The sequence below is a fragment of the Novosphingobium resinovorum genome (genome assembly GCF_001742225.1).
Taxonomy (GTDB): domain Bacteria; phylum Pseudomonadota; class Alphaproteobacteria; order Sphingomonadales; family Sphingomonadaceae; genus Novosphingobium; species Novosphingobium resinovorum_A.
Genome location: NZ_CP017075.1, coordinates 3148392 through 3175000 on the forward strand (window position 1 = coordinate 3148392; position 26609 = coordinate 3175000).

At 65.3% G+C, this 26609-nt stretch carries 20 protein-coding genes; 14 read left to right on the forward strand and 6 right to left on the reverse strand.

Annotation, left to right across the window (positions count from 1 at the left end; translation table 11 throughout):
• Window positions 1-43: 43 nt before the first annotated feature.
• Window positions 44-1411, forward strand: coding sequence for a carbohydrate porin (locus BES08_RS14740; protein WP_069708767.1), 1368 nt, complete (start codon window positions 44-46; stop codon window positions 1409-1411).
• Between the two features lie 76 nt (window positions 1412-1487).
• On the opposite strand, the gene BES08_RS14745 is transcribed toward BES08_RS14740, so the two are convergent.
• The 3 genes from BES08_RS14745 to rpoB all read right to left on the reverse strand — a co-directional run bounded on the left by BES08_RS14745 (window position 1488) and on the right by rpoB (window position 11076).
• A complete protein-coding gene (locus BES08_RS14745) occupies window positions 1488-2066 on the reverse strand; it encodes a hypothetical protein (RefSeq protein WP_008829405.1) in 579 nt (192 codons plus the stop codon).
• Between the two features lie 466 nt (window positions 2067-2532).
• Window positions 2533-6831, reverse strand: a complete 4299-nt coding sequence (gene rpoC, locus BES08_RS14750) for a DNA-directed RNA polymerase subunit beta' (protein WP_069708768.1) — start codon at window positions 6829-6831, stop codon at window positions 2533-2535.
• A gap of 78 nt (window positions 6832-6909) precedes the next feature.
• Window positions 6910-11076 carry a DNA-directed RNA polymerase subunit beta gene (rpoB, locus tag BES08_RS14755; RefSeq protein ID WP_069708769.1) on the reverse strand — a complete coding sequence of 1389 codons (4167 nt, stop codon included), beginning with the start codon at window positions 11074-11076 and terminating at the stop codon, window positions 6910-6912.
• 445 nt (window positions 11077-11521) lie between these two features.
• Here rpoB and BES08_RS14760 point away from each other — a divergent pair, with 445 nt between their 5' ends.
• The 8 genes from BES08_RS14760 to BES08_RS14790 all read left to right on the forward strand — a co-directional run bounded on the left by BES08_RS14760 (window position 11522) and on the right by BES08_RS14790 (window position 17092).
• Window positions 11522-12628 (forward strand): hypothetical protein, encoded by a 1107-nt coding sequence (locus BES08_RS14760; protein ID WP_069708770.1) that lies wholly within the window; start codon window positions 11522-11524, stop codon window positions 12626-12628.
• 185 nt (window positions 12629-12813) lie between these two features.
• Complete coding sequence (locus tag BES08_RS32935; RefSeq protein ID WP_156799875.1) at window positions 12814-12981, forward strand: hypothetical protein; 168 nt, start codon at window positions 12814-12816, stop codon at window positions 12979-12981.
• A gap of 24 nt (window positions 12982-13005) precedes the next feature.
• Window positions 13006-13551 carry a DUF2975 domain-containing protein gene (locus BES08_RS14765; RefSeq protein WP_008829401.1) on the forward strand — a complete coding sequence of 182 codons (546 nt, stop codon included), beginning with the start codon at window positions 13006-13008 and terminating at the stop codon, window positions 13549-13551.
• Window positions 13551-13778: a helix-turn-helix domain-containing protein gene (locus BES08_RS14770; protein WP_008829400.1), complete on the forward strand. Its 228-nt coding sequence runs from the start codon at window positions 13551-13553 to the stop codon at window positions 13776-13778. Before BES08_RS14765 ends, BES08_RS14770 begins: the two co-directional genes overlap by 1 nt.
• Window positions 13779-13861: 83 nt before the next feature.
• Window positions 13862-15028: a low temperature requirement protein A gene (locus tag BES08_RS14775; RefSeq protein WP_036528465.1), complete on the forward strand. Its 1167-nt coding sequence runs from the start codon at window positions 13862-13864 to the stop codon at window positions 15026-15028.
• Between the two features lie 310 nt (window positions 15029-15338).
• On the forward strand, window positions 15339-15851 hold the full coding sequence (gene rplJ, locus BES08_RS14780; RefSeq protein WP_008829398.1) for a 50S ribosomal protein L10: 513 nt from the start codon (window positions 15339-15341) through the stop codon (window positions 15849-15851).
• Between the two features lie 87 nt (window positions 15852-15938).
• Complete coding sequence (gene rplL / locus BES08_RS14785) at window positions 15939-16313, forward strand: 50S ribosomal protein L7/L12 (RefSeq protein WP_008829397.1); 375 nt, start codon at window positions 15939-15941, stop codon at window positions 16311-16313.
• 164 nt (window positions 16314-16477) lie between these two features.
• A complete protein-coding gene (locus tag BES08_RS14790) occupies window positions 16478-17092 on the forward strand; it encodes a hypothetical protein (protein WP_069708771.1) in 615 nt (204 codons plus the stop codon).
• A gap of 94 nt (window positions 17093-17186) precedes the next feature.
• Here BES08_RS14790 and BES08_RS14795 read toward each other — a convergent pair whose 3' ends face one another.
• Together BES08_RS14795 and BES08_RS14800 are read right to left on the reverse strand one after the other, a co-directional pair.
• Window positions 17187-17621 (reverse strand): nuclear transport factor 2 family protein, encoded by a 435-nt coding sequence (locus tag BES08_RS14795; protein ID WP_008829395.1) that lies wholly within the window; start codon window positions 17619-17621, stop codon window positions 17187-17189.
• On the reverse strand, window positions 17618-18040 hold the full coding sequence (locus tag BES08_RS14800; protein ID WP_231958043.1) for a c-type cytochrome: 423 nt from the start codon (window positions 18038-18040) through the stop codon (window positions 17618-17620). The genes BES08_RS14795 and BES08_RS14800 overlap by 4 nt, the downstream gene beginning before the upstream one ends.
• A 90-nt stretch (window positions 18041-18130) precedes the next feature.
• On the opposite strand from BES08_RS14800, the gene BES08_RS14805 reads away from it, so the two are divergent.
• From BES08_RS14805 to BES08_RS14820, 4 genes are all read left to right on the forward strand, one after another.
• Complete coding sequence (locus BES08_RS14805) at window positions 18131-19549, forward strand: MATE family efflux transporter (RefSeq protein ID WP_037518747.1); 1419 nt, start codon at window positions 18131-18133, stop codon at window positions 19547-19549.
• Between the two features lie 176 nt (window positions 19550-19725).
• Window positions 19726-20013 carry a co-chaperone GroES gene (gene groES / locus BES08_RS14810; protein ID WP_008829392.1) on the forward strand — a complete coding sequence of 96 codons (288 nt, stop codon included), beginning with the start codon at window positions 19726-19728 and terminating at the stop codon, window positions 20011-20013.
• A 41-nt stretch (window positions 20014-20054) separates the two neighbouring features.
• Window positions 20055-21698 (forward strand): chaperonin GroEL, encoded by a 1644-nt coding sequence (gene groL, locus BES08_RS14815; protein WP_008829391.1) that lies wholly within the window; start codon window positions 20055-20057, stop codon window positions 21696-21698.
• A 324-nt stretch (window positions 21699-22022) separates the two neighbouring features.
• Window positions 22023-23084, forward strand: coding sequence for a serine hydrolase (locus tag BES08_RS14820; protein ID WP_081799148.1), 1062 nt, complete (start codon window positions 22023-22025; stop codon window positions 23082-23084).
• Window positions 23085-23157: 73 nt separating this feature from the next.
• Here the strand turns inward: BES08_RS14820 and BES08_RS14825 are convergent, their stop codons facing one another.
• Window positions 23158-23484: a hypothetical protein gene (locus BES08_RS14825; protein WP_036528456.1), complete on the reverse strand. Its 327-nt coding sequence runs from the start codon at window positions 23482-23484 to the stop codon at window positions 23158-23160.
• Between the two features lie 200 nt (window positions 23485-23684).
• On the opposite strand from BES08_RS14825, the gene polA reads away from it, so the two are divergent.
• Entirely contained in the window at window positions 23685-26528 is a 2844-nt protein-coding gene (gene polA / locus BES08_RS14830; protein ID WP_069708773.1) for a DNA polymerase I, read from the forward strand.
• Window positions 26529-26609 lie beyond the last annotated feature (81 nt).

Sequence of the window (26609 nt, forward strand, 5' to 3'; positions counted from 1 at the left end):
CCCCGGCGAGCGGCCCGCTGCGTCCATCCGAGAGGACACCGAAATGCCCGCAGCTACGCTTCCCCCGCCGCCGCCCTCGATCAAGGTCGTGCAGGTCGCCGCACGCGATACCAAGGACCAGACCTGGTCCACCGAAACCACGCCCAAGCAGTCGGAGCCGTTCGAACGATCGGGCCCGAAGACAACCGCCGCTTCCGCCCCGGCCGAACAGCCGCACCTGCTGGGCGACTGGGCGGGCATCCGCACTTCGCTGGAGGACATCGGCATCAAGCCGACCATCAGCTACATCGGCTTCGTCGCGGGCAACCTGAATTCGGGCACCAGCAAGCAGGCGCAGTACGCCGGGCAGCTGGGCGCCGGTCTCGACTTCGACATGGGCAAGATTGCCGGGATCGAGGGCGGCACCTTCCGCGCCGCCGTCACCAACCGGCACGGCAACAACATCAACGACACCAACGACCTCGACCTGCTGCAGTACCCGCAGGGCGTGTTCGGCGCCGGGCAGATATGGCGTCTGGCGGCGCTGTGGTATCAGCAGAAGCTGGGTCCTGCGGAGATCAAGCTGGGCAAGATGTCGATGGGCGAGGACTTCGGCTCCACCACCTGCCACTTCCAGAGCCTGTACTTCTGCGGCGTCGTGCCGGGTCACACCAGCTTCAACTACTGGTACAACTTCCCCGTCACCACCTGGGGCGGCCGGGTGAAGGTGAAGGACAAGCTGGGCTACACGATGGTCGGCGTCTACCAGCGCAACGACAACAATTTCCCGCAGAACAAGGGCTTCTACATGGGCTTCAAGGGCCAGGGCGCCTTCGTCGCCGTGGAGCGCGGATTCGATGTGAAGCTGGGCGGCAACCCGAAACTGGCGGGCACGTACAAGGTCGGCGCGTTCTTCGACACCTCCAAGAGCAACAATCTCGTCTATGACGACAATGGCGGCTTTGCGCAGCTGACCGGCGACCCGCTCGCGCGTGAGCGTGGCCGCGCCAGCATCTACGCCGTCGCGCGCCAGCAATTCACCGCCGCCGATGCCGATGGCGCGGGCGCTCTGGAAGCTTTCTTCAACTTCGTGAGCGCCGACCACCGGACCAACAAGCTGGTCAATGTCATCACAGCGGGCGTCACGTATTCGGGCCTGATCCCCGGACGCCCGAAGGACCAGATCGGCCTCGCCATCGGCCGCTCACGCGTGAACCGTAACTTGCGCGACCTGCAGGACGCGCGCAACGCGGCACTGGGCGAAGACATCGAGCCGCAGAGCAACGAATATGCGATCGAGGCGAACTATTCGATTGCCCTGATGCCCGGCCTGAGCCTGCGCCCGAACCTGCAGTGGTACATCAATCCCGGCGGCCGCCAGGGCGCGAAGAACGTGCTGGTCGCGGGCACCGGCATTTTCGCGAACTTCTGACAGATGGCAAAAGGCCCCGCCGGATCGCTCCGGCGGGGCCTTTTTCACGGTAAGGACGATGTCCTTTCCCGATGGATCAGAAGTGCGCGACGACACCGGCCATCGGGCGGATGCTGTCGAAGTCGTACGTGTCGACTTCGAAGCGCAGACGCAGTCCGCCGTTGCCGGTCACGCCGCCCAGGCCGATGTCCTTGGGGCCGACTTCGACGCCGACGCCGTAGATCCAGTCCTTCTGGTCCGAATAGGCGCGTTTGCCGTTGACCCACTCGTGTCCGGCCGAGGCGTAGATCATGCCGCTATCACCGGCGCGGGCGCCGACGCGGCCCTTCACGCCGTATTCCCAGTCGATGTCGCCGAAGCCCTTGGCGACGTTGCCTTCGGCACCGACGAAGACCGGGCCGAGCGGCACGTTCACACCCGCGACGCCCTGGATCAGCGCGCCGTTCATCTTGCCGCCGCGCGGGGAGCCGAACTCGCTGCGCTTGTCGTAGCTGTCATAGCCGCCCATGATCCCGAAATAGGGCTCGATGCCGAAGGCGGGCGTGCCGTCAGGCGCGGTGGCCTCGGTGGTCGCCGAAGTATCGGCGTCCTGCGCGTAACCGGCGACGGGAAGCGTGGCGATCAGGGCAGCCGCGCAGAGTGCAATCTTCTTCATAACTCAAACTCCATCATGGCAGCCGGGGGGAAAGCGCCGCCAGTTGTACGAGGGATCGAGGGGCGCGGCATCGCTGCCGTGTCCGTACAGGGACGCAGCAAACGGCACCGCCGTGCGGGGGTAACGAGGTCTGTTCGCGTTGGGGTGACGGGATGGACCGGCAGCTATCGCGCTGCGCTGCCGCCGTGGCGGGAAAGGTCCATGTACCTGATCAACAACAGTTCGTGTGTCTTAGCTACCTTCGATCATCTCATGAGGGGAAACCCGAGGGTGCACGGGGGGTTCCGCTCAACTCGTCGATGGCGACGGATGTGTGACATTCATGCAACGAAAATTCCGTCGGAACTCACCTCCGTCATCCCTGCCTCTGCGGGGATGACGGAGATGTTAAGCCCGGGCGTCGAATGCAAAAAGCCCCGCCGGATCGCTCCGGCGGGGCTCTTCAATTTGCCCGGGGCGGTGAGGCTTATTCGGCCCCGTTGTCCTGATCGTCGCCCTTGATCAGGTAATCGCCGGCATCGGCGTCGGTGCCATGGGTTTCGCCCTCGACCGCCGCGAGCGGGCTGTCGCCCAAGTCGTCCGCCGCGTTGCGCAGCAGTTCGGCCTTGTGCTCTTCCTCGGCGGTGTTGGCGAGGATCATGGCTTCCTGCACGCGGCGGGTGGCCGCGCGGAGCGCCGCGTCACGGCTGGAAGCCGCCACGCGAACGCGGTTCATGCCCGCACCCGTACCGGCCGGGATCAGACGGCCGACGATGACGTTCTCCTTGAGACCGATCAGCGAGTCCTTCTTGCCCTCGACCGCCGCCTGCGTGAGCACGCGGGTGGTTTCCTGGAACGACGCCGCCGAGATGAACGAGCGGGTCTGCAGCGAGGCCTTGGTGATGCCCAGCAGCACCGGCTTGCCCACTGCAGGGCGCTTGCCCTCGGGAAGCTTGCTGTTGATCTCGGCCATTTCCTCGTAGTCGACCTGCTCGGCCGCCAGCAGCGTGGTGTCGCCGCCGTCGGTGATCTCGACCTTCTGCAGCATCTGGCGAACGATCACCTCGATGTGCTTGTCGTTGATCTTCACGCCCTGCAGTCGGTAGACTTCCTGGATTTCCGCAACCAGGTATTCCGCCAGCGCTTCCACGCCGAGGACTTCCAGGATGTCGTGCGGATCGGGCGAGCCCGAAACCAGGTTGTCGCCCTTCTTGACCCAGTCACCTTCCTGAACGTCGACGACCTTCGACTTCGGGATCAGGTACTCCACCGGTTCACCCTCTTCCGGGATGATCGCGATCTTGCGCTTGGCCTTGTAGTCGCGGACGAACTCGATGCGGCCGGAGACCTTGGCGATGACCGCGTTGTCCTTCGGCTTGCGGGCCTCGAACAGTTCGGCGACGCGCGGCAGACCACCGGTGATGTCGCGGGTCTTGGCGGCTTCGCGGCTGGCACGGGCGATGATGTCGCCCGCTTCGACCGTCTGGCCGTCCTCGACCGAGAGCGTGGTGCCCGGCGCCATCATGTAGCGGGCCGATTCGCCGCTCGCGTCGTCGAGAAGGGTGATGCGCGGACGCAGATCTTCCTTCTTCTTGGCGCGGGCCGTCGAACGGTCCTCGGTGACGACGCGGCTGGTCATGCCGGTGGCGTCATCGACGTGCTCGGTCAGCGTGCGGGTGTCGATCAGGTCCTGATACTTGATGATACCCGACGTCTCGGTGATGATCGGCAGGGTGAACGGATCCCACTCGGCCAGGCGTTCGCCCTGCTCGACCTTGGCGCCGTTCTTGTGCAGCAGCACCGTACCGTAAGGCACGCGGTGCAGTGCGCGTTCACGGCCTTCGGTGTCGAACAGCACGATCTCGCCGTTACGGGCCAGCGACAGCATGCGGCCGCGCTTGTCCACGATCGTCGGGATGTCGCGATATTCGACATGGCCCGCGCTGATCGCTTCGAGGTGCGAGGTTTCGTTCAGCTGTGCCGCACCGCCGATGTGGAAGGTACGCATGGTCAGCTGCGTGCCCGGTTCACCGATCGACTGCGCCGCGATGACGCCGACGGCTTCACCGATGTTCACCGGCGTACCGCGAGCGAGGTCACGGCCGTAGCAGGTGCCGCAGACGCCCTGGGTCGCTTCGCAGATCAGCGGCGAGCGGATGCGCGCCGACTGCAGGCCGGTCACTTCGATCGCAGCCACGGCGGCTTCGTCGAGGAGCTGGCCCTTGGTCGCGATGACGTTGCCTTCCTTGTCGACGATGTCCTCGGCCAGGGTACGACCCAGGATACGCTCGGCGAGCGAGGCGATCACCGAACCGCCCTGCACGATCGAACGCATTTCCAGCGCGCGCTCGGTGCCGCAGTCGTCGACGACGACGACGCAGTCCTGCGAAACGTCGACCAGACGGCGGGTCAGGTAACCCGAGTTCGCCGTCTTGAGCGCCGTGTCCGCGAGGCCCTTACGAGCACCGTGGGTCGAGTTAAAGTATTCAAGAACGGTCAGACCTTCCTTGAAGTTCGAGATGATCGGCGTTTCGATGATCTCGCCCGACGGCTTGGCCATGAGGCCGCGCATACCGGCAAGCTGCTTCATCTGCGCCGGGCTACCACGCGCACCCGAGTGGCTCATCATGTAGATCGAGTTGATCTGTGCCATGCGGCCGGTTTCGGGGTCGATCGGCTGGGCCTTGATCTCGTCCATCATGGCGTTCGCAACCTGGTCGCCGCAGCGGCTCCAGGCGTCGATCACCTTGTTGTACTTCTCCTGCTGGGTGATCAGACCGTCCTGGTACTGCTGCTCGTAGTCGGCAACCAGTTCCTTGGTCTCGGCCACCAGCGCCACCTTCGAGTCCGGAATGATCATGTCATCCTTGCCGAAGGAGATGCCCGCCTTGAACGCGTTGCGGAAGCCGAGCGACATGATCGCGTCGGCGAACAGCACCGTGTCCTTCTGGCCGGTGTGACGGTAGACCTGATCGATGACGTCCCCGATTTCCTTCTTGGTGAGAAGGCGGTTGACGACGTCGAAGGGCACCGTGTGCGACTTCGGCAGGCATTCACCCAGGAGCATGCGGCCCGGGGTGGTCTGGAAGCGCTTCATGTACTGCTGACCGTTCTCGTCGGTCTGCGGCACGCGGGCCTCGATCTTCGAGTGCAGGGTCACGGCACCGACGTGCAGCGCCTGGTGCACTTCGGCCATGTCCGCGAACTTCATGCCTTCGCCCGGCTCGCCGTCGCGGTCGAGCGACAGGTAGTACAAGCCGAGGATCATGTCCTGCGAAGGCACGATGATCGGCTTGCCGTTGGCGGGCGAGAGGATGTTGTTGGTCGACATCATCAGCACGCGCGCTTCGAGCTGGGCTTCCAGCGAGAGCGGCACGTGGACGGCCATCTGGTCACCGTCGAAGTCGGCGTTGAAGGCCGAGCAGACGAGCGGGTGAAGCTGGATCGCCTTGCCTTCGATCAGGACCGGCTCGAACGCCTGGATGCCCAGGCGGTGGAGCGTCGGGGCGCGGTTCAGCATGACCGGGTGCTCGCGAATGACTTCGTCGAGGATGTCCCAGACTTCCTTGCGCTCCTTCTCGACCCACTTCTTGGCCTGCTTCAGGGTCATCGACAGACCCTTGGCGTCCAGACGGGCGTAGATGAACGGCTTGAACAGCTCGAGCGCCATCTTCTTCGGCAGGCCGCACTGGTGCAGCTTGAGTTCCGGACCGGTCACGATGACCGAACGGCCCGAGTAGTCGACGCGCTTACCCAGAAGGTTCTGACGGAAGCGACCCTGCTTGCCCTTGAGCATGTCGGACAGCGACTTCAGCGGACGCTTGTTGGCGCCGGTGATGACGCGGCCACGGCGGCCGTTGTCGAACAGGGCGTCGACCGCTTCCTGCAGCATGCGCTTTTCGTTGCGCACGATGATGTCCGGCGCGCGCAGTTCGATCAGGCGCTTCAGACGGTTGTTACGGTTGATGACGCGGCGATACAGGTCGTTGAGATCCGAGGTCGCGAAGCGGCCACCGTCCAGCGGCACCAGTGGGCGCAGTTCGGGCGGGATGACCGGCACGACGTCGAGGATCATCCATTCGGGACGGTTGCCCGAATCGATGAACGATTCCACGACCTTGAGGCGCTTGATGATCTTCTTGGGCTTGAGTTCCGACTTCGTCGTCTCAAGCTCTTGCAGCAGATCCGCGCGCTCCTGCTCGAGGTCGAGGTTCATCAGCATGTGCTTGACGGCCTCGGCGCCGATGCCGGCCGAGAAGGCGTCTTCGCCATACTCGTCCTGGGCGTCGAGCATCTCGTCTTCGGTCAGGAGCTGGTACTTCTCGAGCGGGGTCAGGCCCGGCTCGATGACGATGTAGCTCTCGAAGTAGAGGACGCGCTCAAGCAGCTTGAGCTGCATGTCGAGCAGCAGGCCGATGCGCGAAGGCAGCGACTTGAGGAACCAGATGTGCGCGACCGGGGCGGCCAGCTCGATGTGGCCCATGCGCTCGCGGCGCACCTTGGTGACGGTGACTTCGACGCCGCACTTTTCGCAGACGACGCCCTTGTACTTCATGCGCTTGTACTTGCCGCACAGGCACTCATAGTCCTTCACGGGACCGAAGATGCGGGCGCAGAACAGGCCGTCACGCTCGGGCTTGAACGTGCGGTAGTTGATGGTTTCCGGCTTCTTGATCTCGCCGAAAGACCAGGAGCGGATGCGCTCGGGGCTCGCCAGTCCGATCTGGATCTGGTCGAACGTCTCGGGCTTCGCCATCTGGTTCGTGAACTTGGTCAGGTCGTTCATAGTTTTATCCCTCTAGAGGGTGAAATCTTGTCTGGGGGGGAGAGGGTAGGGGCGAGGCCGAAGCCCCGCCCGAAATCCTTACTCCGCCGCCAGGGCGACGCCGTCGTCGTCTTCGGCATCGTCGTGGCTGGTCAGCTCGACGTTGAGACCCAGCGAGCGCATTTCCTTGACGAGAACGTTGAAGCTCTCGGGAATGCCGGCCTCGAAGGTGTCGTCGCCCTTGACGATCGCTTCGTAGACCTTGGTGCGGCCGACCACGTCGTCCGACTTCACCGTCAGCATTTCCTGCAGGGTATATGCGGCGCCGTAGGCCTGGAGAGCCCAGACCTCCATCTCACCGAAGCGCTGGCCGCCGAACTGCGCCTTACCGCCCAGCGGCTGCTGGGTGACGAGCGAGTACGGACCGATCGAACGGGCGTGGATCTTGTCGTCGACAAGGTGGTGCAGCTTGAGCACGTACTTCATGCCCACGGTCACCTTGCGGTCGAACCGGTCGCCGGTGCGGCCGTCGAACAGGTCCACCTGGCCCGACTCGTCCAGCCCGGCGAGGCGGAGCATGTCGGTGACGTCCTTCTCGACCGCGCCGTCGAACACCGGCGAGCCCATCGGCACGCCCTTGCGGACGGAGTCGGCGAACTCGATGATCTGGTCGTCCGTGCGCGTCGCGATGTCTTCGGCGTAGTTGTCGCCGTAGATTTCGGTCAGCAGTTCACGAACGGCCTCGGGCGGCTGCCCTGCGACCGGGTTGGGGTTGGCCACGCGCCATGCGTCCAGAGCATCGCCGATGCGCTTGCCCAGACCGCGTGCGGCCCAGCCAAGGTGCGTCTCGAAGATCTGGCCCACGTTCATGCGCGAAGGCACGCCGAGCGGGTTCATGACGAAGTCGACGGGGGTGCCGTCTTCCAGGAAGGGCATGTCTTCCAGCGGCAGGATGCGGCTGATGATACCCTTGTTGCCGTGACGGCCGGCCATCTTGTCGCCCGGCTGCAGCTTGCGCTTCACCGCGACGAAGACCTTGACCATCTTCAGGACGCCCGGAGCCAGCTCGTCGCCGCGCTCCAGCTTTTCCTTGCGGTCCTCGAACTTCTCCTGGATCGCCTTGACGGTGAGGTCGTACTGGGTCTTGACCGCTTCGAGCTGCGACTGGACGTGGTCGTCGGCAACGCCGAACTTCCACCACTCGTGACGCTCGACTTCGGCCAGCACCTCGTCGGTGATGTCCACGCCCTTCTTGAGGCCCTTGGGCGCCGAGGTGGCGACCTGGCCGAGGAGCATGTCCTTCAGACGGTTGTAGGTGGCGCGGTTGAGGATCGCACGCTCGTCCTCGCGGTCCTTGGCGAGGCGTTCGATTTCCTCGTTCTGGATCGCGCGGGTACGGTCGTCGACCTCGATGCCGTGGCGGTTGAAGACGCGCACGTCGACGATGGTGCCCGAAACGCCCGGCGGCAGACGCAGCGAAGTGTCGCGGACGTCCGAAGCCTTTTCACCGAAGATGGCGCGCAGGAGCTTTTCTTCCGGCGTCATCGGGCTTTCGCCCTTCGGGGTGATCTTGCCGACGAGGATGTCACCGGGGTGAACCTCGGCGCCCACGTAGACGATGCCCGCTTCGTCGAGGTTGCGCAGGGCTTCCTCGCCGACGTTCGGGATGTCGCGGGTGATGTCTTCAGGACCCAGCTTGGTGTCGCGGGCCATCACCTCGAACTCGTCGATGTGGATCGACGTGAACACGTCGTCCTTCACGATGCGCTCGGAGATGAGGATGGAGTCCTCGTAGTTGTAGCCGTTCCAGGGCATGAACGCGACGAGCACGTTGCGGCCCAGCGCCAGCTCGCCGAACTCGGTCGACGGGCCGTCGGCGATGATCGTGCCGGTCTCGACCAGCTCGCCCACCTTCACCAGCGGGCGCTGGTTGATGCAGGTCGACTGGTTGGAACGCTCGAACTTCTGCAGGCGGTAGATGTCGACGCCCGACTTGCCGGCTTCGATGTCGCCCGAGGCGCGGATGACGATACGGGTCGCATCGACCTGGTCGACGATGCCGGCGCGCAAGGCCGAGATCGCGGCGCCCGAGTCACGAGCGACGGTCTCTTCCATGCCGGTGCCGACGTAAGGCGCATCGGCCTTCACGAGCGGCACGGCCTGACGCTGCATGTTCGAGCCCATGAGAGCGCGGTTGGCGTCGTCGTTTTCCAGGAACGGGATGAGCGATGCGGCGACCGAGACGAGCTGCTTGGGCGAAACGTCCATCAGCGTGATCTGGTCGCGCGGGCTCATCACGAATTCGCCGTTCTGGCGAGCCGAGACGAGTTCCTCGACGAACGAGCCGTCACCGGTCAGTTCGGCCGAAGCCTGCGCGACGGTGTGCTTCTGCTCTTCCATCGCCGAGAGGTAGACGACGTCCTTGGTCACCTTGCCGTCGAGCACCTTGCGGTACGGCGTCTCGATGAAGCCGTACTTGTTGACGCGCGCGAAGGTCGACAGCGAGTTGATCAGACCGATGTTCGGGCCTTCCGGCGTTTCGATCGGGCAGATGCGGCCGTAGTGGGTCGGGTGAACGTCGCGGACTTCGAAGCCGGCGCGCTCACGGGTCAGACCGCCCGGGCCCAAGGCCGAAACACGGCGCTTGTGGGTGACTTCCGAAAGCGGGTTGGTCTGGTCCATGAACTGCGAGAGCTGCGAGGAACCGAAGAACTCGCGAACGGCAGCCACGGCGGGCTTGGCGTTGATGAGGTCGTTCGGCATGACCGTCGACACGTCCACCGACGACATGCGCTCCTTCACGGCGCGCTCCATGCGCAGCAGGCCGACGCGGTACTGGTTTTCCAGCAACTCGCCCACCGAACGCACGCGGCGGTTGCCGAGGTTGTCGATGTCGTCGATCTCGCCCTTGCCGTCCTTCAGGCCGACAAGCTCCTTCACCACGGCGAGGATATCCTCGACGCGCAGGGTGGTGACGGTGTCCTCGGCATCGAGGCCGAGGCGCATGTTCATCTTGACGCGGCCAACGGCCGAGAGGTCGTAGCGGTCGGCGTCGAAGAACAGGCCGTCGAACAGGGCTTCGGCGGTTTCCTTCGTCGGCGGCTCGCCCGGACGCATGACCTTGTAGATCGCTTCCAGACCCATATCGCGATTCTCGGCCTTGTCGGCCTTCATCGTGTTGCGGATCCAGGGACCGGTGTTGACTTCGTCGATGTCGAGCAGGTCGATCTGGTCGAAGCCCGCCGCGTCGAGCGCGTCGAGGTTTTCCGGCGTCACTTCATCACCGGCTTCGATGTAGATGCGGCCGGTCGACTCGTCGATCAGGTCCTTGGCGGAATAGCGGCCGAAGATTTCCTCGGTCGGCAGCAGCAGCTCTTCCAGACCGTCCTTCTGCGCCTTGTTCGCGGCGCGCGGGGAGATCTTGGTGCCGGCGGCAAACACGACTTCGCCCGACTTCGCATCGACGATGTCGAAGGTCGGCTTCGCGCCGCGCCATGCCTCGGGAGTGTAGGGCAGCTGCCAGCCGCCCGAGCCGCGCTTCCACGACATGGTGGCGTAGAAGTGGTTCAGCACCTGCTCGCCGTCGAGACCCAGCGCGTAGAGCAGCGAGGTGACGGGCAGCTTGCGCTTGCGGTCGATGCGGACGTTGACGATGTCCTTGGCGTCGAACTCGAAGTCGAGCCACGAACCGCGGTACGGAATCACGCGGGCGGCGAAGAGGAACTTGCCCGAAGCGTGGGTCTTGCCGCGGTCATGGTCGAACAGGACGCCCGGCGAACGGTGCATCTGCGAGACGATGACGCGCTCGGTGCCGTTGATGAAGAAGGTGCCGTTCTCCGTCATCAGGGGCATGTCGCCCATGTAGACGTCCTGCTCCTTGATATCGAGGACCGAGCGGGTCTCGGTCTCGGCGTCGACCTCGAACACGATGAGGCGAAGCGTGACCTTCATCGGTGCGGCGTAGGTGATGCCGCGCTGGCGGCACTCGGTCACGTCGTACTTGGGGTCTTCCAGCTCGTAGTGGACGAAGTCCAGCTCGCTGGTGCCCGCGAAGTCGCGGATCGGGAACACCGAACGCAGGGTCTTTTCGAGGCCCGAGACGTAGCCGACCGACGGGTCCGAGCGCAGGAACTGCTCGTAGCTCTCGCGCTGGACTTCGATCAGGTTGGGCATCTGGACGACTTCGTGGATGTCGCCGAAGATCTTGCGGATGCGCTTCTTTGCAGTGCGCACCAGCGGGGTGGTGTCGATGGGCTTGGTGGCCATGAGCTGGTCTTTGCCTCTTCGTGTGAGGGCCGAGTCGCAAGGGACACGGCCTTCGTAAAAATTCGTCGTCGCGAGTGACGTCGCCTGCCCGAAAGCAGACCATCCGGAACGCAAGAAAGGCCGCCTGGCACGCGGATTCCCGGGTTTCGGGTCTCCATGCGGCCTGCAGCCTTCCACGTCGGATGAAATCCCGATCGCCTCCTTCCCGGGCGTGTCCCCGCGCATGGACATGCCTTGCTCGAAGCGATCGAGCGAGGCCGCCATATAGGAGCCGGGGTGCGGGGTGTCAAACGGCGTGAACGGGCGAATGCCGTTAATCTGGCGTAAATCCGCCGAAAACCGTGTTCTTGCCGAAAGCATCAACTCGTCGCAGGAGGTCGGTCGGACCGTCCCGTATTCCGCACTTGCGAAAGGACTTTTGCACAGGGCGCGCATTGTTTCCGGTATGATACACTTTTCCGTCCCCCGCTCGCCCAGCGCACTGACCGCGATTGCCGCTGTCCTCGCGCTTTCCGCAATCCCGGCCGCTGCGCAGGAAGTGCAGGCTCCCGCGACGACGCCTTCGCTGTCACTGCCGCAGGATATAAGCGCTACGCCGCCTTCCGCCGCTCCGGCGACCACGCCGAACGTCACGCTGCCGCCTGAATCGACCGCGCCGCCCAACGTGCCCACCGACACTGCCACCACGGCGGGCACGGCACCGACTTCGGTGACGCCGACGCAGCAGCAGACTGTCGTTCTGCCTGACGTGCCGCCGCCCGCCACTCCCGATGAGGCTGCAGCCGAACCGTCGAGCACGGCGGCGCGGACGCGTACAACGACCCGCGTTTCTGCCGCGCCGCGCGCCGAACGCGCCGCGCCGGTGCAGCCAACTGTCCCGACCGCTCAGGATAACGGCACTGCAGGCGATGGCACGCTGGCTCAAGGTTCCGTTCCGCCCGCAGCTCCGGCTCCCGCGCGCGCCGAAGTCTCGCCGCCTGCCGCCCAGCCAGCGCCGCCGACCACCGACGGCGATGGCTTCCCGGTGGCCGAAGTCGCCGGCATTCTTGCCGCGCTTGGCGTGGCGGGCCTGGGCATCGCCGCGATGCGTCGCCGTCGCTCCGATCCGGTCTACGAGGAGGCCGAGTATGTGCCCGAGCCGCTTGAGCCGGTGGGCACGGTCGCACCGGTTCCGGCCCCCGCGCCAGTCGTCGAAGCGGTGCAGCCTGCAGTCGCCGAGCCCATCGTTGCCGAACCCGCTCCGGTGCAGCGTGATCGCGTGATCGCGGGCAATTCGGCCACGGCGATCCTTGCGGCCTCGCCGCTGCCGCAGACGGCAGAGGAGCGCTACGAACTGCTCGACGCCATGGCCGCCGCCGAGCCTGACGAGGGCAACCCGTTCACCTCGCGCAAGGGCCGCCTGCGTCGCGCCCGCCTGCAATTGCAGCACCGCGAGCACCTCGAAGCCAAGGGCAAGGCTGGAAACCGCTTCGACTTCCGCACCTACAGGCCGTCGATCAAGACTCCCGGGGCCTCCACCCCTGCAACCAATCGGGAACTTACCGACGCCTGACCGGCCCGGCCCGCCGGTTGTCACGCCCGGCGAAATGGTCGAGCCCCAACGGGGGCGGCTCCAGACCGGAGCCGCCCCTTTTTTGCGCGCCCATCGGCAACATATCGTTTTTCGATATTATTGATTGACGATATGAAGAATCGGATTTATTGAATTTCGATATCAAGCATATCGGAGAACGAACAATGATCCGCCCTGACACGCACCGGATGGCACCGCCTCTGCTCTCGCTGCTCCTTGCGACGCTCTTTCTGGCCGGCTTCTGGCTCCCCACCGTCACGGCCCCCGCCGAGGCATCGGCCCACGGGCAAGTGATCGTCATCGGAGCGCGGGTTGTCCCCGCGCTCATGTGATCCGGACGGGAAGGAAACCAGACGATGAACACGATCACCCGTGACCCGCTCCTCGCCATCGCCAAGGGCGTTCTATGGTTCCTCATGGCGGTCCTGGCGCTCGGCATGGGCGCGAGCCTGCTGGCAGCGCCGCTGCTGGCGATCTTCCACGGACCCGCAAGCACCGCGCTGGCAGAGCATCTGGAGAGCGTGCCGACTGGACCGTTCCTCTGGGCGATCGCGGGCATCCTGCTGCTGGCGGCACTGCTCTGCGCCTTGCTGCTGCGCCTGTTCCAGCTCCTCAAGCGCATCGTCGATACGGTTGGCGAAGGCGATCCCTTCGTGCCCGACAACGCCTCGCGCCTCACGCAGATGGCCTGGCTGACGCTCGCGGTGCAACTGGTCGGCCTGCCGATGTCCGGTATCGGCGCGTGGATCAACGCGCTCACCAAGGGCCAGGGCCATACCGACCTGGAAGTGATCGGCGGCGTCGACGGCAACGGCCTGCTGCTCATGCTGATCCTGTTCATCCTCGCCCGCGTCTTCCGCAAGGGCGCCCAGATGCGTGCCGACCTCGAAGGGATGGTGTGATGGGCGACGAAACGGAAGGCACGAACATCGTGGTCAAGCTCGACGACCTGCTCCACGCCCGCCGCATGACGTTGACCGAACTGGCCGAGCGGATCGGCATCACGCTCGCCAACCTCTCGATCCTCAAGACCGGCAAGGCCAAGGCGATCCGTTTCTCCACGCTGGAGGCGATCTGCCGCGAACTGGGCTGCCAGCCGGGCGATCTGCTGGGCTACGAGGCGCACTGAACCCGGGGCCACGGCGAGACTTGCCGCCCCGGTGGTCTCGCCTCTAAGGTCATCGACCAAACAGCAGGGGCCCTGCCGCACAGATGACCAAGACCCGCAGCTGGCGACCGTTCGGCGCCCGCGATCCGCATGAACCGCACCGCGTCTCCACGCCGCTCGAACTGTTGTTCGACCTCGTTATCGTCATCGCCGTGGCCAGCGCCGCCGAAGGGCTGCACCATGCGGTGGCTGCAGGCCACGCGGCGATGGGCGTGACGACGTTCGCGATGACCTTCTTCGCGACGTGGTGGGCGTGGATGAACTTCACCTGGTTCGCCTCGGCCTACGACAGCGACGGGCCGGTCTATCGTCTCATCACTTGCGTCATCATGGCCGGAGCGCTGGCCGTGGCAGCCGGGGTTCCGCGCGTCTTCGCGGGCGGCAGCCTGACGCTGGTGATTGTCGGCTACATCGTCATGCGTGTGGCGATGGTGGCATTCTGGCTGATCGCCGCGCGCTCAGACCCGCGCCACCGGGCGACGGCAGTGAGCTATGCGGTCGGGATCGCGGTGACGCAGCTTTACTGGACGCTCGCGCTGCTGGTGCTGCGCCCGGCCGGGTTCGGCGCGGTGGCAGGACTGTTCGTGCTGGGAGCGCTGATGGAGATGGCCGTTCCCGTCATCGCCGAAGCGCGCGGCAAGACGCCCTGGCACCACCACCACGTTGCCGAGCGGCACGGGCTGTTCGTCATCATCGTGCTGGGCGAGGTGCTGCTCTCCAGCGCGGCGGCCTTCACATATGCCGATGCGCCGGGCGGGCACCCCGCCGAACTCATCGTGCTGGCCCTTTCCGCACTGGCGATCACCTTTGCGATGTGGTGGCTCTATTTCTCGCAGGAAGGCCCGCTCGATCAGGCGCGGTTTTCCAGCTCGTTCAACTGGAGCTACGCCCATGCGCTGATCTACGCGGGCGGCGCGGCGACCGGGGCGGGCTTTGCGGTCGCCATCGACAATGCTGCAGGGCAGGGTCATCATGCGCCCATGCTGGCGAGCAATATTGCCGTCGCGGCGCCGCTGGCGGTCTACATGGTGGCGCTGTGGTTCGTGCGCGATCGGTTGGTGCTGACGGGACCGTGGCGTCACGGCCTGCTCGCCTTCGCGGCGGCGGTGATCGTGGCGGGGCACATCGGGCACTGGGCGCTGCCCGCGATGGCGCTCATCACCATCCTCGCCGTCGTTGCCCGCAGCCAGGTGCAATGCCGCCAATCCTGACCGTCCGGCCTTGACTCAGCACCGGCAATCCGCCATTGGCCCGCTCCGACTGATGGGGTGATTCCCGTCTGTCATCCGTCCGAGACCGCTGCTGAGGGCTCCCCTCTTAATTCGCAGCCTAGACGGGGACAAGGAAATCACCCGGCCCCACTCCTTCGAGCGTGGTGCCAACATCGTGTTTCGACCAAAGGTCATGCACGAGAACTCCTTCCCCTTCGACGGACTCGCCCGAGGTGCTGCAAGCGCCCCGGACAATACGTAGCCGGCTACGAAGGGCTCGCCTTTCGTAGCCATTGTGAAGGAGTATGGCATGGATCGTTCGCAGAAAGCCGAATCGGTCGCCTCGCTCAACGCGGTTTTCGCAGAGGCCGGCGCGGTGGTAGTCACCCGCAACCTCGGCATGTCGGTGGCCCAGTCCACCGCCCTGCGCGGAAAGATGCGTGATGCGGGCGCGACCTACAAGGTTGCGAAGAACCGTCTTGCCAAGCTTGCCATCGCGGACACCGACTACGTCGGTATCGGCGACTTCCTGACCGGCCCCACGGGTATCTCCTCTTCGGTGGACCCCGTTGCAGCCGCCAAGGCCGTCGTTGAATTCGCCAAGACGACCGACAAGATCGAGATCGTCGGCGGCGCGATGGGTTCGCAGGTTCTGACCCCCGAAGGTGTCAAGGCTCTCGCCTCGATGCCCTCGCTCGACGAACTGCGCGCCAAGCTCATCGGCCTCGTTCAGGCTCCGGCGACGAAGATCGCCCAGCTGCAGACCGCTCCGGCGGCCAAGCTGGCTCGCGTTTTCGCTGCCTACGCCGACAAGGCTGCCTGAGCGCTCGCTTAAGCAGAACGTTTCTTACGATTTATTCCGCCGCCGGGCATGAGGCCCACGGTGGACCACAGATCAGGAGTTATAATCATGGCCGATATCGCCAAGCTTGTTGAAGAACTGTCGCAGCTCACCGTTCTGGAAGCCGCTGACCTCGCCAAGGCTCTCGAAGAAGCATGGGGCGTCAGCGCCGCTGCTGCTGTCGCAGTTGCCCCGGCCGCTGGTGGCGCCGCTGCCGAAGCCGTTGAAGAGAAGACCGAATTCGACGTGATCCTCACCGGCGACGGTGGCAAGAAGATCAACGTCATCAAGGAAGTCCGCGCCATCACCGGTCTGGGCCTCGCTGAAGCCAAGGCTCTCGTCGAAGGCGCTCCCAAGGCCGTCAAGGAAGGCGCGACCAAGGCTGAAGCCGAAGAAATCAAGAAGAAGATCGAAGAAGCCGGCGGCACCGTCGAGCTCAAGTAATCTTCTTTCCGGTTCTTCCGGGCAGATAACGGAAAGGGCGGTGCCGCAAGGCGCCGCCCTTTTTGCATTCCGGTCCCGTAATCCTGCGTTCAGCTTCGGGGAGGCACCTTCGTGTCTGCAAAGGCCATCCGCAAAGGCTCGCGTCACGAAGGAGAACATCCCCAATGCGAATGCCCCCCAGGAAGTACCTCGTCGGCGCTGCCGTGCTCGCCCTGCTTGGCGCCGGAGCGGCCGAAGCCGCCAGTACCCGGTTGCACACGATGAAGGTCGATGCGCCCGACGGCACCGTCGTCCACGTCCAATACACCGGTGACGTCGCGCCCAAGGTGCAGTTCGTGCCCGCCGACGCCCAAGGTCAGGTAGCGCAGCAGGCGGACATGCCGGTCATGGCCGATCCTTTCGCGCACATGGACCAGATCTCCGCGATGATGGACGCGCAGATGAACGCCATGATGCAGCGCGCGGCACTCATGCAGCAGCAGGCGGCCCGTATGCAGCAGCAAGTGACGGCGGCGAGCGCGGACGGTGCTGCGACGCCGGGTCTCACGATGGTCGGCGACATGCCCAAGGGCGCGCAGTTGACGTATTATTCATCGAGCACCGATGCCAGCGGCTGCACGCGTTCGGCTTCGTATAGTTCCGACGGCTCGGGCGCACAGCCGAAAATGACGCAGGCTGCGTCCGATGGCTGCGATGCAGCGAAGGCGCCTTCGCAGGCCATTCCGGCCAAGGCGGAAGCTCCGGTCGAGCAGACCCCGCCGCCCGGCCGCAAGGTCTGACCTGAACGCGTAATTCCGCGACGTCCCTGGTCCCCTGGACGTCAATCGACCGGGCCTTGCGTCGGGACAGGCGCAAGGCCCTTTTCTTTGGCGGTCAGCCCCGGTGGAGCACGCTCGCCGGGCTGATCCACAACGTACGCGGGCGGCGGTGGGCAATGCGCCAAGCCCCGTCCTCGCGGCGCAGGTGATCGCGGTAGAAGCCGTTGTGGTCGAGGCCCACGACGCTCGTCACCAGCCAATAGGTTCGTGCGGCCGCTTCATCAGGAGCGGTGAATTCGACGTGGCAGGTCGTCAGATGGTGGCTGACGAAACCCGGCGTGCCGTCTGCCGGAGCGGGGATTACTGACGGCGCGGTCATCCAGGCGCGGATCGCTTCGCGCCCTCTGATCGTCTCATGCGCCAGTTCCAGAACGCCATCCACCGCGAAGCAGTCCGCGTAGGCATCTGCTCGCCGCGCATCCCCGGCCTGCGCGCAGCATGCCAGATGCTGCTGGATTTCCGCGAGCGCGATGGACTCTTCGGGCGTCACTTCAGCGTTTCGAGATAGTCGATGATCGCCTTGCGCTTCTGCGCGTCAGCCACGGGGAGGACCATCTTCGTGCCCGGGACCATTTTCATCGGCCCCTGCAGCCAGGTGTCGAGGGTCTTGCGGTCCCACGTGATGCCGGAGCCCTTCAGCGCCGGGCTGAACGCATAGCCCTCCACCTCGCCAGCCTTGGAGCCGACGATGCCGTGCAGCGTCGGGCCGATACCGTTGCGACCCGGCTCGGTCGAGTGGCATGAGCGGCATGTCGCGAAAGCCATCGGCGCCGGGTCTGTGATGGCAGCCGACGACGGCGCGGCGGCGGTCGGGGAAGGCGTGGGAGACGCCTGCTCGGGAGCCTTCTTTCCGCAGCCGGCAAGTGTGGCGGCAAGGGCGAGGGGGGCAAGGATCGCGATCTGTTTCATGGTATCCCGGTAATACATCGGCCGTGCCATTCAAAGCGCCGGGACGAAATCGCTTCCCCTCGTCCCGGCCAGCATCTATCGCGCGGGCCGATGCGGGAGAGAACCAGAAACCACCCCTTGCGCGAGGAACTGCGCGCCACCCTGCGCCTTGCCGGGCCGCTGGCGCTTGCCAACATGCTGCAGATGGCGGTCTTCGCGATCGACGTGATCTTCGTGGCGCGGCTGGGGCAGGAGGCGCTCGCGGCGTCCAGTCTCGCCGTCGCCATCGTCGCGGTGGTGATGATGGGCCTGAACGGCGTGACCGGCGCGGTCGCCCCGTTGATAGCCGCCGAGATCGGGCGCCGCCGGAATTCCGTGCGCGAGGTGCGGCGTTCCGCCCGCATGGCGCTGTGGCTGGCACTCGGACTGGGGCTGGTGGCGGTGGGAATCTGCTTCTTCGGTGAACGGATCATGCTGCTGACCGGCCAGAGCCCTCGCATTTCGGCCATATCCGGGCACTTCATCCGCGTGATTTCGCTGGCGCTGGTGCCGATGGCGGTCGCCAATGTGTTGCGCACGTTCGTCTCGGCGCTGGGCAGGCCCGTCTTCGCCACGGTGATCACGGCGCTGTCGATCGGCGTGAATGCGCTGGGCAACTACGCGCTGGTCTTCGGTAACCTCGGCATGCCTGCGCTCGGCCTGACCGGCTCGGCGCTGGCGAGCACTATCACCGCCTGCGTTACGGTGCTGGCTTACGTCGTCGCCATCCGCAACGATCGCAACTTGCGCCGCTTCCACGTCTTCGGGCGCTTCTGGCGGCCCGAATGGCAGCGCCTGCGCCAGATGCTGCGGCTGGGCCTGCCGATCTCCGCGACCCTGATCGCGGAGGGCGGGCTGTTTTCCGGCGCCGCCTTCCTGATGGGACTGGTCGGCGAGGTCGAACTGGCCGCGCACACCGTCGCGCTGCAGATCGCCGCCTTCGCCTTCCAGGTGCCTTTCGGCATAGGCCAGGCCGCGACGATCCGCGTCGGCTATCACTACGGCGCCGGGGACCGCGATGCGATCGCGCGTGCCGGGTGGGTGGCGATCGCGATCGGCCTCGGTTTCGTGGGACTGTCGGCGCTGGCGATGCTGCTGATCCCGCGTACGATCATCTCCGCCTACGTCGATGTTTCCGCGCCCGCCAATGCGGCGCTGGTCGCGCTGGCGGTGCAGTATCTCTTCGTCGCTGCGATATTCCAACTGACCGACGGCGTGCAGGCAATTGCCGCAGGCGTGCTCCGCGGTGTGCAGGACACACGGATTCCTGCCGTGATCGCCATCGTCGGCTATTGGCTGGCGGGCTTCGCGACCTCGGTGGCGCTGGGCCTGTTCACACCGCTCAGAGGCGTAGGCGTGTGGATCGGCCTCGCGGTCGGCCTGACGGTCGCGGCGATCCTGCTCCTTGGCCGCTGGCACTGGCGCGGTCGATTCGGCCTTGTGCCAGAGCGGTCGATGCCTATCTCGGCGCCGATCGTCGCGCTGTCATAGAGCGATCATCTATTGGGCGCACCAGTTCGCCGCGAAGTTGAACGGCAGATAAATTTTTCTGCGAAGGCCCCATTGACGGCCTCCGGGCACCGGACCATATCTCCGCTCATTGGCACTCTCCTTCACCGAGTGCCAAGCCCAGTTTTATATTTCGTTGGATCTAGGGAGACACCCCAATGACTTTCCGCCCGCTGCACGACCGTGTTCTCGTGCGCCGCGTTGAAGCCGAGGAAAAGACCGCCGGCGGCATCATCATCCCCGATAGCGCCAAGGAAAAGCCCGCTGAAGGCGAGATCGTCTCCGTCGGCACCGGCGCCCGCGCCGAGAACGGCACGATCACCCCGCTCGACGTCAAGGTCGGCGACCGCGTCCTGTTCGGCAAGTGGTCGGGCACCGAGGTCAAGGTCGCTGGTGAAGACCTGCTCATCATGAAGGAATCGGACATCCTCGGCGTCATCGCCTGAGCATCCGATCCTACCATCTGATTTACTGAAGGAATTCAAAAATGGCAGCCAAGGACGTAAAGTTCTCGCGCGACGCTCGTGAGCGCATTCTCGCCGGTGTCGACACCCTCGCCAATGCCGTGAAGGTGACCCTGGGCCCCAAGGGCCGCAACGTCGTCATCGAGAAGAGCTTCGGTGCACCCCGCATCACCAAGGACGGTGTTTCGGTCGCCAAGGAAATCGAACTCAAGGACAAGTTCGAGAACATGGGCGCGCAGATGCTGCGCGAAGTGGCCTCGAAGGCCAACGACAAGGCCGGTGACGGCACCACCACCGCGACCGTCCTCGCCCAGGCGATCGTTCGCGAAGGCATGAAGTCCGTTGCAGCCGGCACCAACCCGATGGACCTGAAGCGCGGCATCGACCTCGCCGTCCTCAAGGTCGTCGAGAACCTCAAGGCGCGTTCGACCCCGGTTGCCGGTTCGTCGGAAATCGCCCAGGTCGGCATCATCTCCGCCAACGGCGACGTCGAAGTCGGCGAGAAGATCGCTGAAGCCATGGAGCGCGTCGGCAAGGAAGGCGTGATCACCGTCGAGGAGGCCAAGGGTCTCGAATTCGAACTCGACGTCGTCGAAGGCATGCAGTTCGACCGCGGCTACCTGTCGCCCTACTTCGTCACCAACCCCGAGAAGATGACGGTCGAACTCGAAAACCCGTACATCCTCATCCACGAGAAGAAGCTGTCGTCGCTGCAGGCGCTGCTCCCGATCCTGGAAGCGGTCGTGCAGTCGGGCCGTCCGCTCCTCATCATCGCCGAGGACATCGAGGGTGAGGCTCTGGCCACGCTCGTCGTCAACAAGCTGCGCGGCGGCCTGAAGATCGCTGCCGTCAAGGCTCCGGGCTTCGGCGATCGCCGCAAGGCCATGCTGGGCGACATCGCCACGCTGACCGCCGGCGAGATGATCTCGGAAGACCTCGGCATCAAGCTCGAGACCGTGACCCTGGGCATGCTGGGCCAGGCCAAGAAGGTCACCATCGACAAGGACAACACCACGATCGTCGACGGCGCCGGTTCGGCCGACGAGATCAAGGGCCGCGTCGAGCAGATCCGCGCGCAGATCGAGGTCACCACCTCGGACTACGACCGCGAGAAGCTGCAGGAGCGCCTTGCTAAGCTGGCCGGCGGCGTCGCCGTCATCAAGGTCGGCGGTGCCACCGAAGTCGAGGTGAAGGAGCGCAAGGACCGCGTCGACGACGCTCTCCACGCGACCCGCGCCGCTGTCGAAGAAGGCATCGTCCCCGGTGGCGGCACCGCGCTGCTCTACGCAACGCGCGCCCTTGAGGGCCTGGCCGGCGCCAACGAAGACCAGACCCGCGGCATCGACATCGTCCGCAAGGCGATTGCCGCTCCGGTCCGTCAGATCGCCGAGAACGCCGGCAGCGACGGCGCCGTCGTCGCGGGCAAGCTGCTCGACCAGTCGGACGAAGGCATCGGCTTCAACGCTGCCACCGACGTCTACGAGAACCTGAAGGCCGCCGGCGTCATCGACCCCACCAAGGTCGTGCGCACCGCGCTGCAGGACGCCTCGTCGGTTGCCGGTCTGCTGATCACGACCGAAGCCGCGATCGTCGAGCGTGCCGACGACAAGCCTGCAATGCCGGCGATGCCCGGCGGCATGGGCGGCATGGGCGACATGGGCTTCTGATGAAGCCCTGACCCAGCGTCAGCATATCGAAGGGGCCGGGAGAGCAATCTCCCGGCCCTTTTGCTTGTTCTTGCGACGTTCGCTGCGCCCGACCCTTCGACAAGCTCAGGGTGAGCGGAGATAGTGCAGACCTCCACCCTGCTCAGGCTGAGCTTGCAGAGGTCGATCGATGCACACCGCGTAAACTTCGTTCATCTGCGTGAAAGGAAAGTGCGCATTTGGGAAATCGCCGCAAGTCCAATGCAACTCATCGCTGGACTCTGGCGTTTCGTCGCTGGAACGTTAACCGTTTGGGAATATGGACGAAGGTAGGGTGTGGGCTGCATGACCGGGGCAGACCGACTTTTCGCGCGGTGCCGCAAGGGCGCCGGACGCTTTTTCGCTGCTGCGACGATGCTCGCGGCCGTCACATCGCCGCATGTCGCGCAGGCGGAGCAGATCGATCCGCTCACCCGCCCGACCGAGCAGGTGGTGCAGGTCCAGAACAGCTTCGACGATATTTTCGGCACCGACCAGCGCGGACCGCGTACCTATAATTCTCCGTTCGGTCAGCAACTTGCCGCCGTCGCCAATGCCTCGCAGGGGCGCATCGGCGTCGCTGCGATGGACCTCTCCAGCGGCCGCATGGTCGATGTGCTGGGCGATCAGCGCTTCCCGATGGCCAGCACCAGCAAGATCGCCATCGCCGCGACTTTCCTGGAAGGCGTGGACAAGGGCAAGTGGAGCCTGTCGAGCGAGTTTCCGCTGATGGTTCCGGTCGGATCGGCGCCGTTCTCCAGCGCCATCGCGCCGGTGCGGCCGGGTGAGTACATGTCTGCCACGCGCCTGATCGAGCTAATGATCACGCGCTCCAATAACTACGCGACCGACGCACTGCTGAAGGTCATCGGCGGTCCCAAGGCGGTCAATGCCTGGATTCAGCGCGCCGGGATCGACGACTGGCACATCGACCGCGACATCGCGACGCTGGTGCGCGACGATGGCGCCATCGATCCCGCCCGCGTCGTCGACAAGCGCGACAGCGCCACGCCCAAGGCCATGGTGAACCTGCTCTCGGGCATTTACCAAGGCAAGTGGCTGAGCCCGTCGAGCCGCAACGTCCTGCTCGGCGCGATGAGCCGCTGCCTGACCGGCAAGCGCCGTATTCCGGCCGGACTGCCTGCGGGGGTGGAGGTGTCCCACAAGACCGGCTCGCTCAACAACACCTCCAGTGACGTCGGCATCATCCAGACGCCCGATGGGCGGGTCTTCGCGGTTGCCATCTACGTGACCGGACAAGGCGGGCGCCCCGGGCGCGAGACGCGCATCGCCAACATCGCGCGCACGATCTACAACGGCTATCAGGCCGAAGGTCCGAACTACCCGCGCAGCGCCTCGGCGCGCTGAGCATCCGGACTACGGCGAAGGACACAAAAAAGGGGCCGCGAAGGCCCCTTTCCCGTTTCTTCGATCCGACAGATCAATTGGTGTGCGGATTGCCGTCTGTGTGATCGTCGAGTTCCTTGGCGACGTCGTTCGCGGCCTTCTCGGCGTCGGCGGCGATGTCGTCGGTGGTCTTTTCGGCGCTCTTGGCTGCGTCCTTCGCGGCGTCGGCGGTGTCGTTGGCGGCCTGCGATGCGGTGGCGCCGGCATTGCCCAGCGCATCACCTACGTCCGAGGCGGTGTCGGAGAGGTCGTCACCGGCAGACGAAGCGGCTTCGCTGGCGGCGTCCTGGGTCTTTTCCGAGCAGGCGGCCAGCGACATGGCGGCCACGGCTGCGGCGGCAACGAAAACGATCTTGCGCATATTCTATCCCTCTTTCTGCGAGTTACCCCGTCGGCGAAAACGCCGCGTGAGCCTCTTCGACGGGCTCAGACCCGTGGGTACGAGGCACACTGCGGCGTTTCAAGCGCCCGGCGAAAACACCTGCGGACATGAACGGTTCCTGTGCAGCGAAGAAATCACCGCTGCTGACGCCGCCACGACACGCTGCTAGGGGTTGCGGCATGGATTCCAAGCAGCACCTCTATCTCGTCGATGGCTCGGCCTACATCTTCCGCGCCTATCACCGCCTGCCGCCGCTCACCAACCCGGAAGGGACGCCAGTGGGCGCGGTCTACGGCTACACGACGATGCTGTGGAAGCTGGCCGAGGATCTCAACAAGGCCGACGGTCCGACCCATCTGGCGGTAATTCTCGACGCTTCCAGCCACTCGTTCCGCAACGACATCTACGCCGACTACAAGGCCAACCGCCCGCCGCCGCCCGAAGACCTTGTCCCGCAGTTTCCGCTGATCCGCGACGCGACGCGTGCGTTCTCGCTGCCTTGCATCGAGGAGCAGGGTCTTGAGGCGGACGACCTCATTGCCTCCTACGCCCGCGCCGCCACGGCGCAGGGCTGGGACGTGACGATCGTGTCCTCGGACAAGGATCTCATGCAGTTGGTCGGCAAATGCGGCATCGGCGGCGGCTGCGTCGACATGCTGGACACGATGAAGAACCAGCGCATCGACATTCCCGAGGTGATCGAGAAGTTCGGCGTTCCACCAGAGAAGGTCGGCGACGTCCTCGCGCTGATGGGCGATGCGGTGGACAACGTGCCCGGCGTCTACGGCGTCGGCCCCAAGACCGCGACCAAGCTGATCCAGGACTACGGCGATCTCGAATCCGCGCTGGCCGCCGCGCCGGAGATGAAGAAGTCCAAGCTTCAGGAACGCCTGATCGAGCAGGCCGAGCAGGCGCGTCTGTCCAAGGTGCTGGTGACGCTGAAGGAGGACTGCACCCTCCCGATGGCGCTCGACGACTTCAAGCTCGATGCGATCCCGCCCGAGCCGCTGGCCGCGTTCCTCTCCACCCACGGCTTCACCAGCCTCTTGAAGCGCCTCGACACCGGCCACGGCAGCCCCGAGCGCGCTACGCAGCTGAACCCGGCGAAGGCGACAACCGCTGCCGCTGCCAGCCCGACCGAAGGCGCGGCGCGTCAGCCCCTGCCCGAATGGCCCGCGATCGATCGCGATGCCTATGAGTGCGTGACGACGGACGCGCAGCTCGACGAGTGGATTGCGAAGGCCTTTGCCGCGCGGCTGGTCGCGGTGGACACCGAGACCTCGATGCTCGATGCGATGCGGGCCGATCTGGCGGGCATCAGCCTCGCGGTCGGGCCGAACGAGGCCTGCTACATCCCGCTGGGCCATGGTGGCAGCGACATGTTCGCCGAAAAGCCCGTTCAGGTATCGCTAGGTGCCGCTGTGTCCCGCCTGAAGCCGCTGCTGGAGAGCGATGCGGTGCTCAAGGTCGGCCAGAACATTAAGTACGACCTCAACGTGCTGGCCCGCCACGGAATCGCGGTGGCGCCGATCGACGACACGATGATCGTCAGCTTCTGCCTCGACGCCGGCCGTCAGATCGAGGGCATCGGCGGCGGGCACGGCATGGACGAGCTTTCGCAGCGCCACCTCGGCCATACCACGCTGACGTTCAAGGAAATCTGCGGCACGGGCAAGAAGGCGATCCCCTTCGGCGAAGTTCCGCTCGACCGCGCGACGCAGTACGCCGCCGAGGACGCCGACGTCACCTGGCGCCTGCACTCGGCGCTCAAGCCGCGCCTCTCCTTTGAGGGCGGCACCCGCATCTACGAGCGCGTCGATCGCCCGCTGATCCCGGTCGTAGCGCAGATGGAGCGCCACGGGGTCAAGGTCGACCGCGAGAAATTGTTCGGCCTTTCCAGCCAGTTCGCCGAGGCCATCGGCGCGCTGGAGAAGGAGATCTTCGAGAAGGTCGGCCAGGAATTCACCATCGGCAGCCCCAAGCAGCTCGGCGACATCCTGTTCGACAAGCTCGGCTACAAGGGCGGCAAGAAGGGCAAGAGCGGCCAGTATTCCACCGACCAGTCGGTGCTTGAAAAGCTGGCCGCCGAGGGCGAGGTGGTCGCCACCAAGGTGCTGGAATGGCGCCAGCTTTCCAAGCTGCGCTCGACGTATACCGAGGCCCTGCAGGCCGCGATCAACCCCGAGACGGGCCGCGTCCACACCAGCTACAGCCTCGTCGGCGCGCAGACCGGGCGTCTGTCCTCGACCGATCCGAACCTGCAGAACATCCCGATCCGCACCGAGATCGGCCGCCAGATCCGCCACTGCTTCGTCGCCGAGCCGGGCAACGTCCTGCTCGCCGCCGACTATTCGCAGATCGAACTGCGCCTCGCCGCGCACATGGCCGACGTGCCCAGCCTCAAGGAAGCGTTCGCGGCGGGCGAGGACATTCACTCGCGCACGGCGATGGAGATGTTCGGCACGGTCGATCGCGACACGCGCGGCCGGGCCAAGACGATCAACTTCGCGATCCTCTACGGTATCTCGCGCTGGGGCCTCGCGGGCCGTCTGGGCACGTCCTCGGACGAGGCGCAGGCAATGATCGACCGCTATTTCGAGCGCTTCCCGGGCATCCAGCGCTACATCCACGAGACGCTGGAGAGCGTACGCGCCAAGGGCTATTCGGAGACGCTGTTCGGCCGCAAGACGTGGTTCCCGCGCGTCAATTCCAAGAACCAGGCCGAGCGCCAGGGCTCCGAGCGCGCGGCGATCAACGCGCCGATCCAGGGCACCAGCGCCGACATCATCAAGCGGGCGATGGCGCGCATGACTCCGGCGCTGGTCGAGGCAGGCCTGCCCAATGTCCGCATGCTGCTGCAGGTGCACGACGAACTCGTCTTCGAACTGCCCGAGGGCGAAGTCGCGGCAGCCTCGCCGGTAATCGAGCGGGTGATGGCCGAGGCGGCGCTGCCTGCGGTGACCCTCGACGTGCCGCTGGGGATCGAGATCGGCCACGGCGAGAGTTGGGGCGCGGCGCACTGAAGGTTCTGCCCACCCCGTCCGGCTAAGGCCTTCGGGCCAAGCCTTCCGGCCCTCCCGCAAGCGAGAGGGCTGCTTCCGATC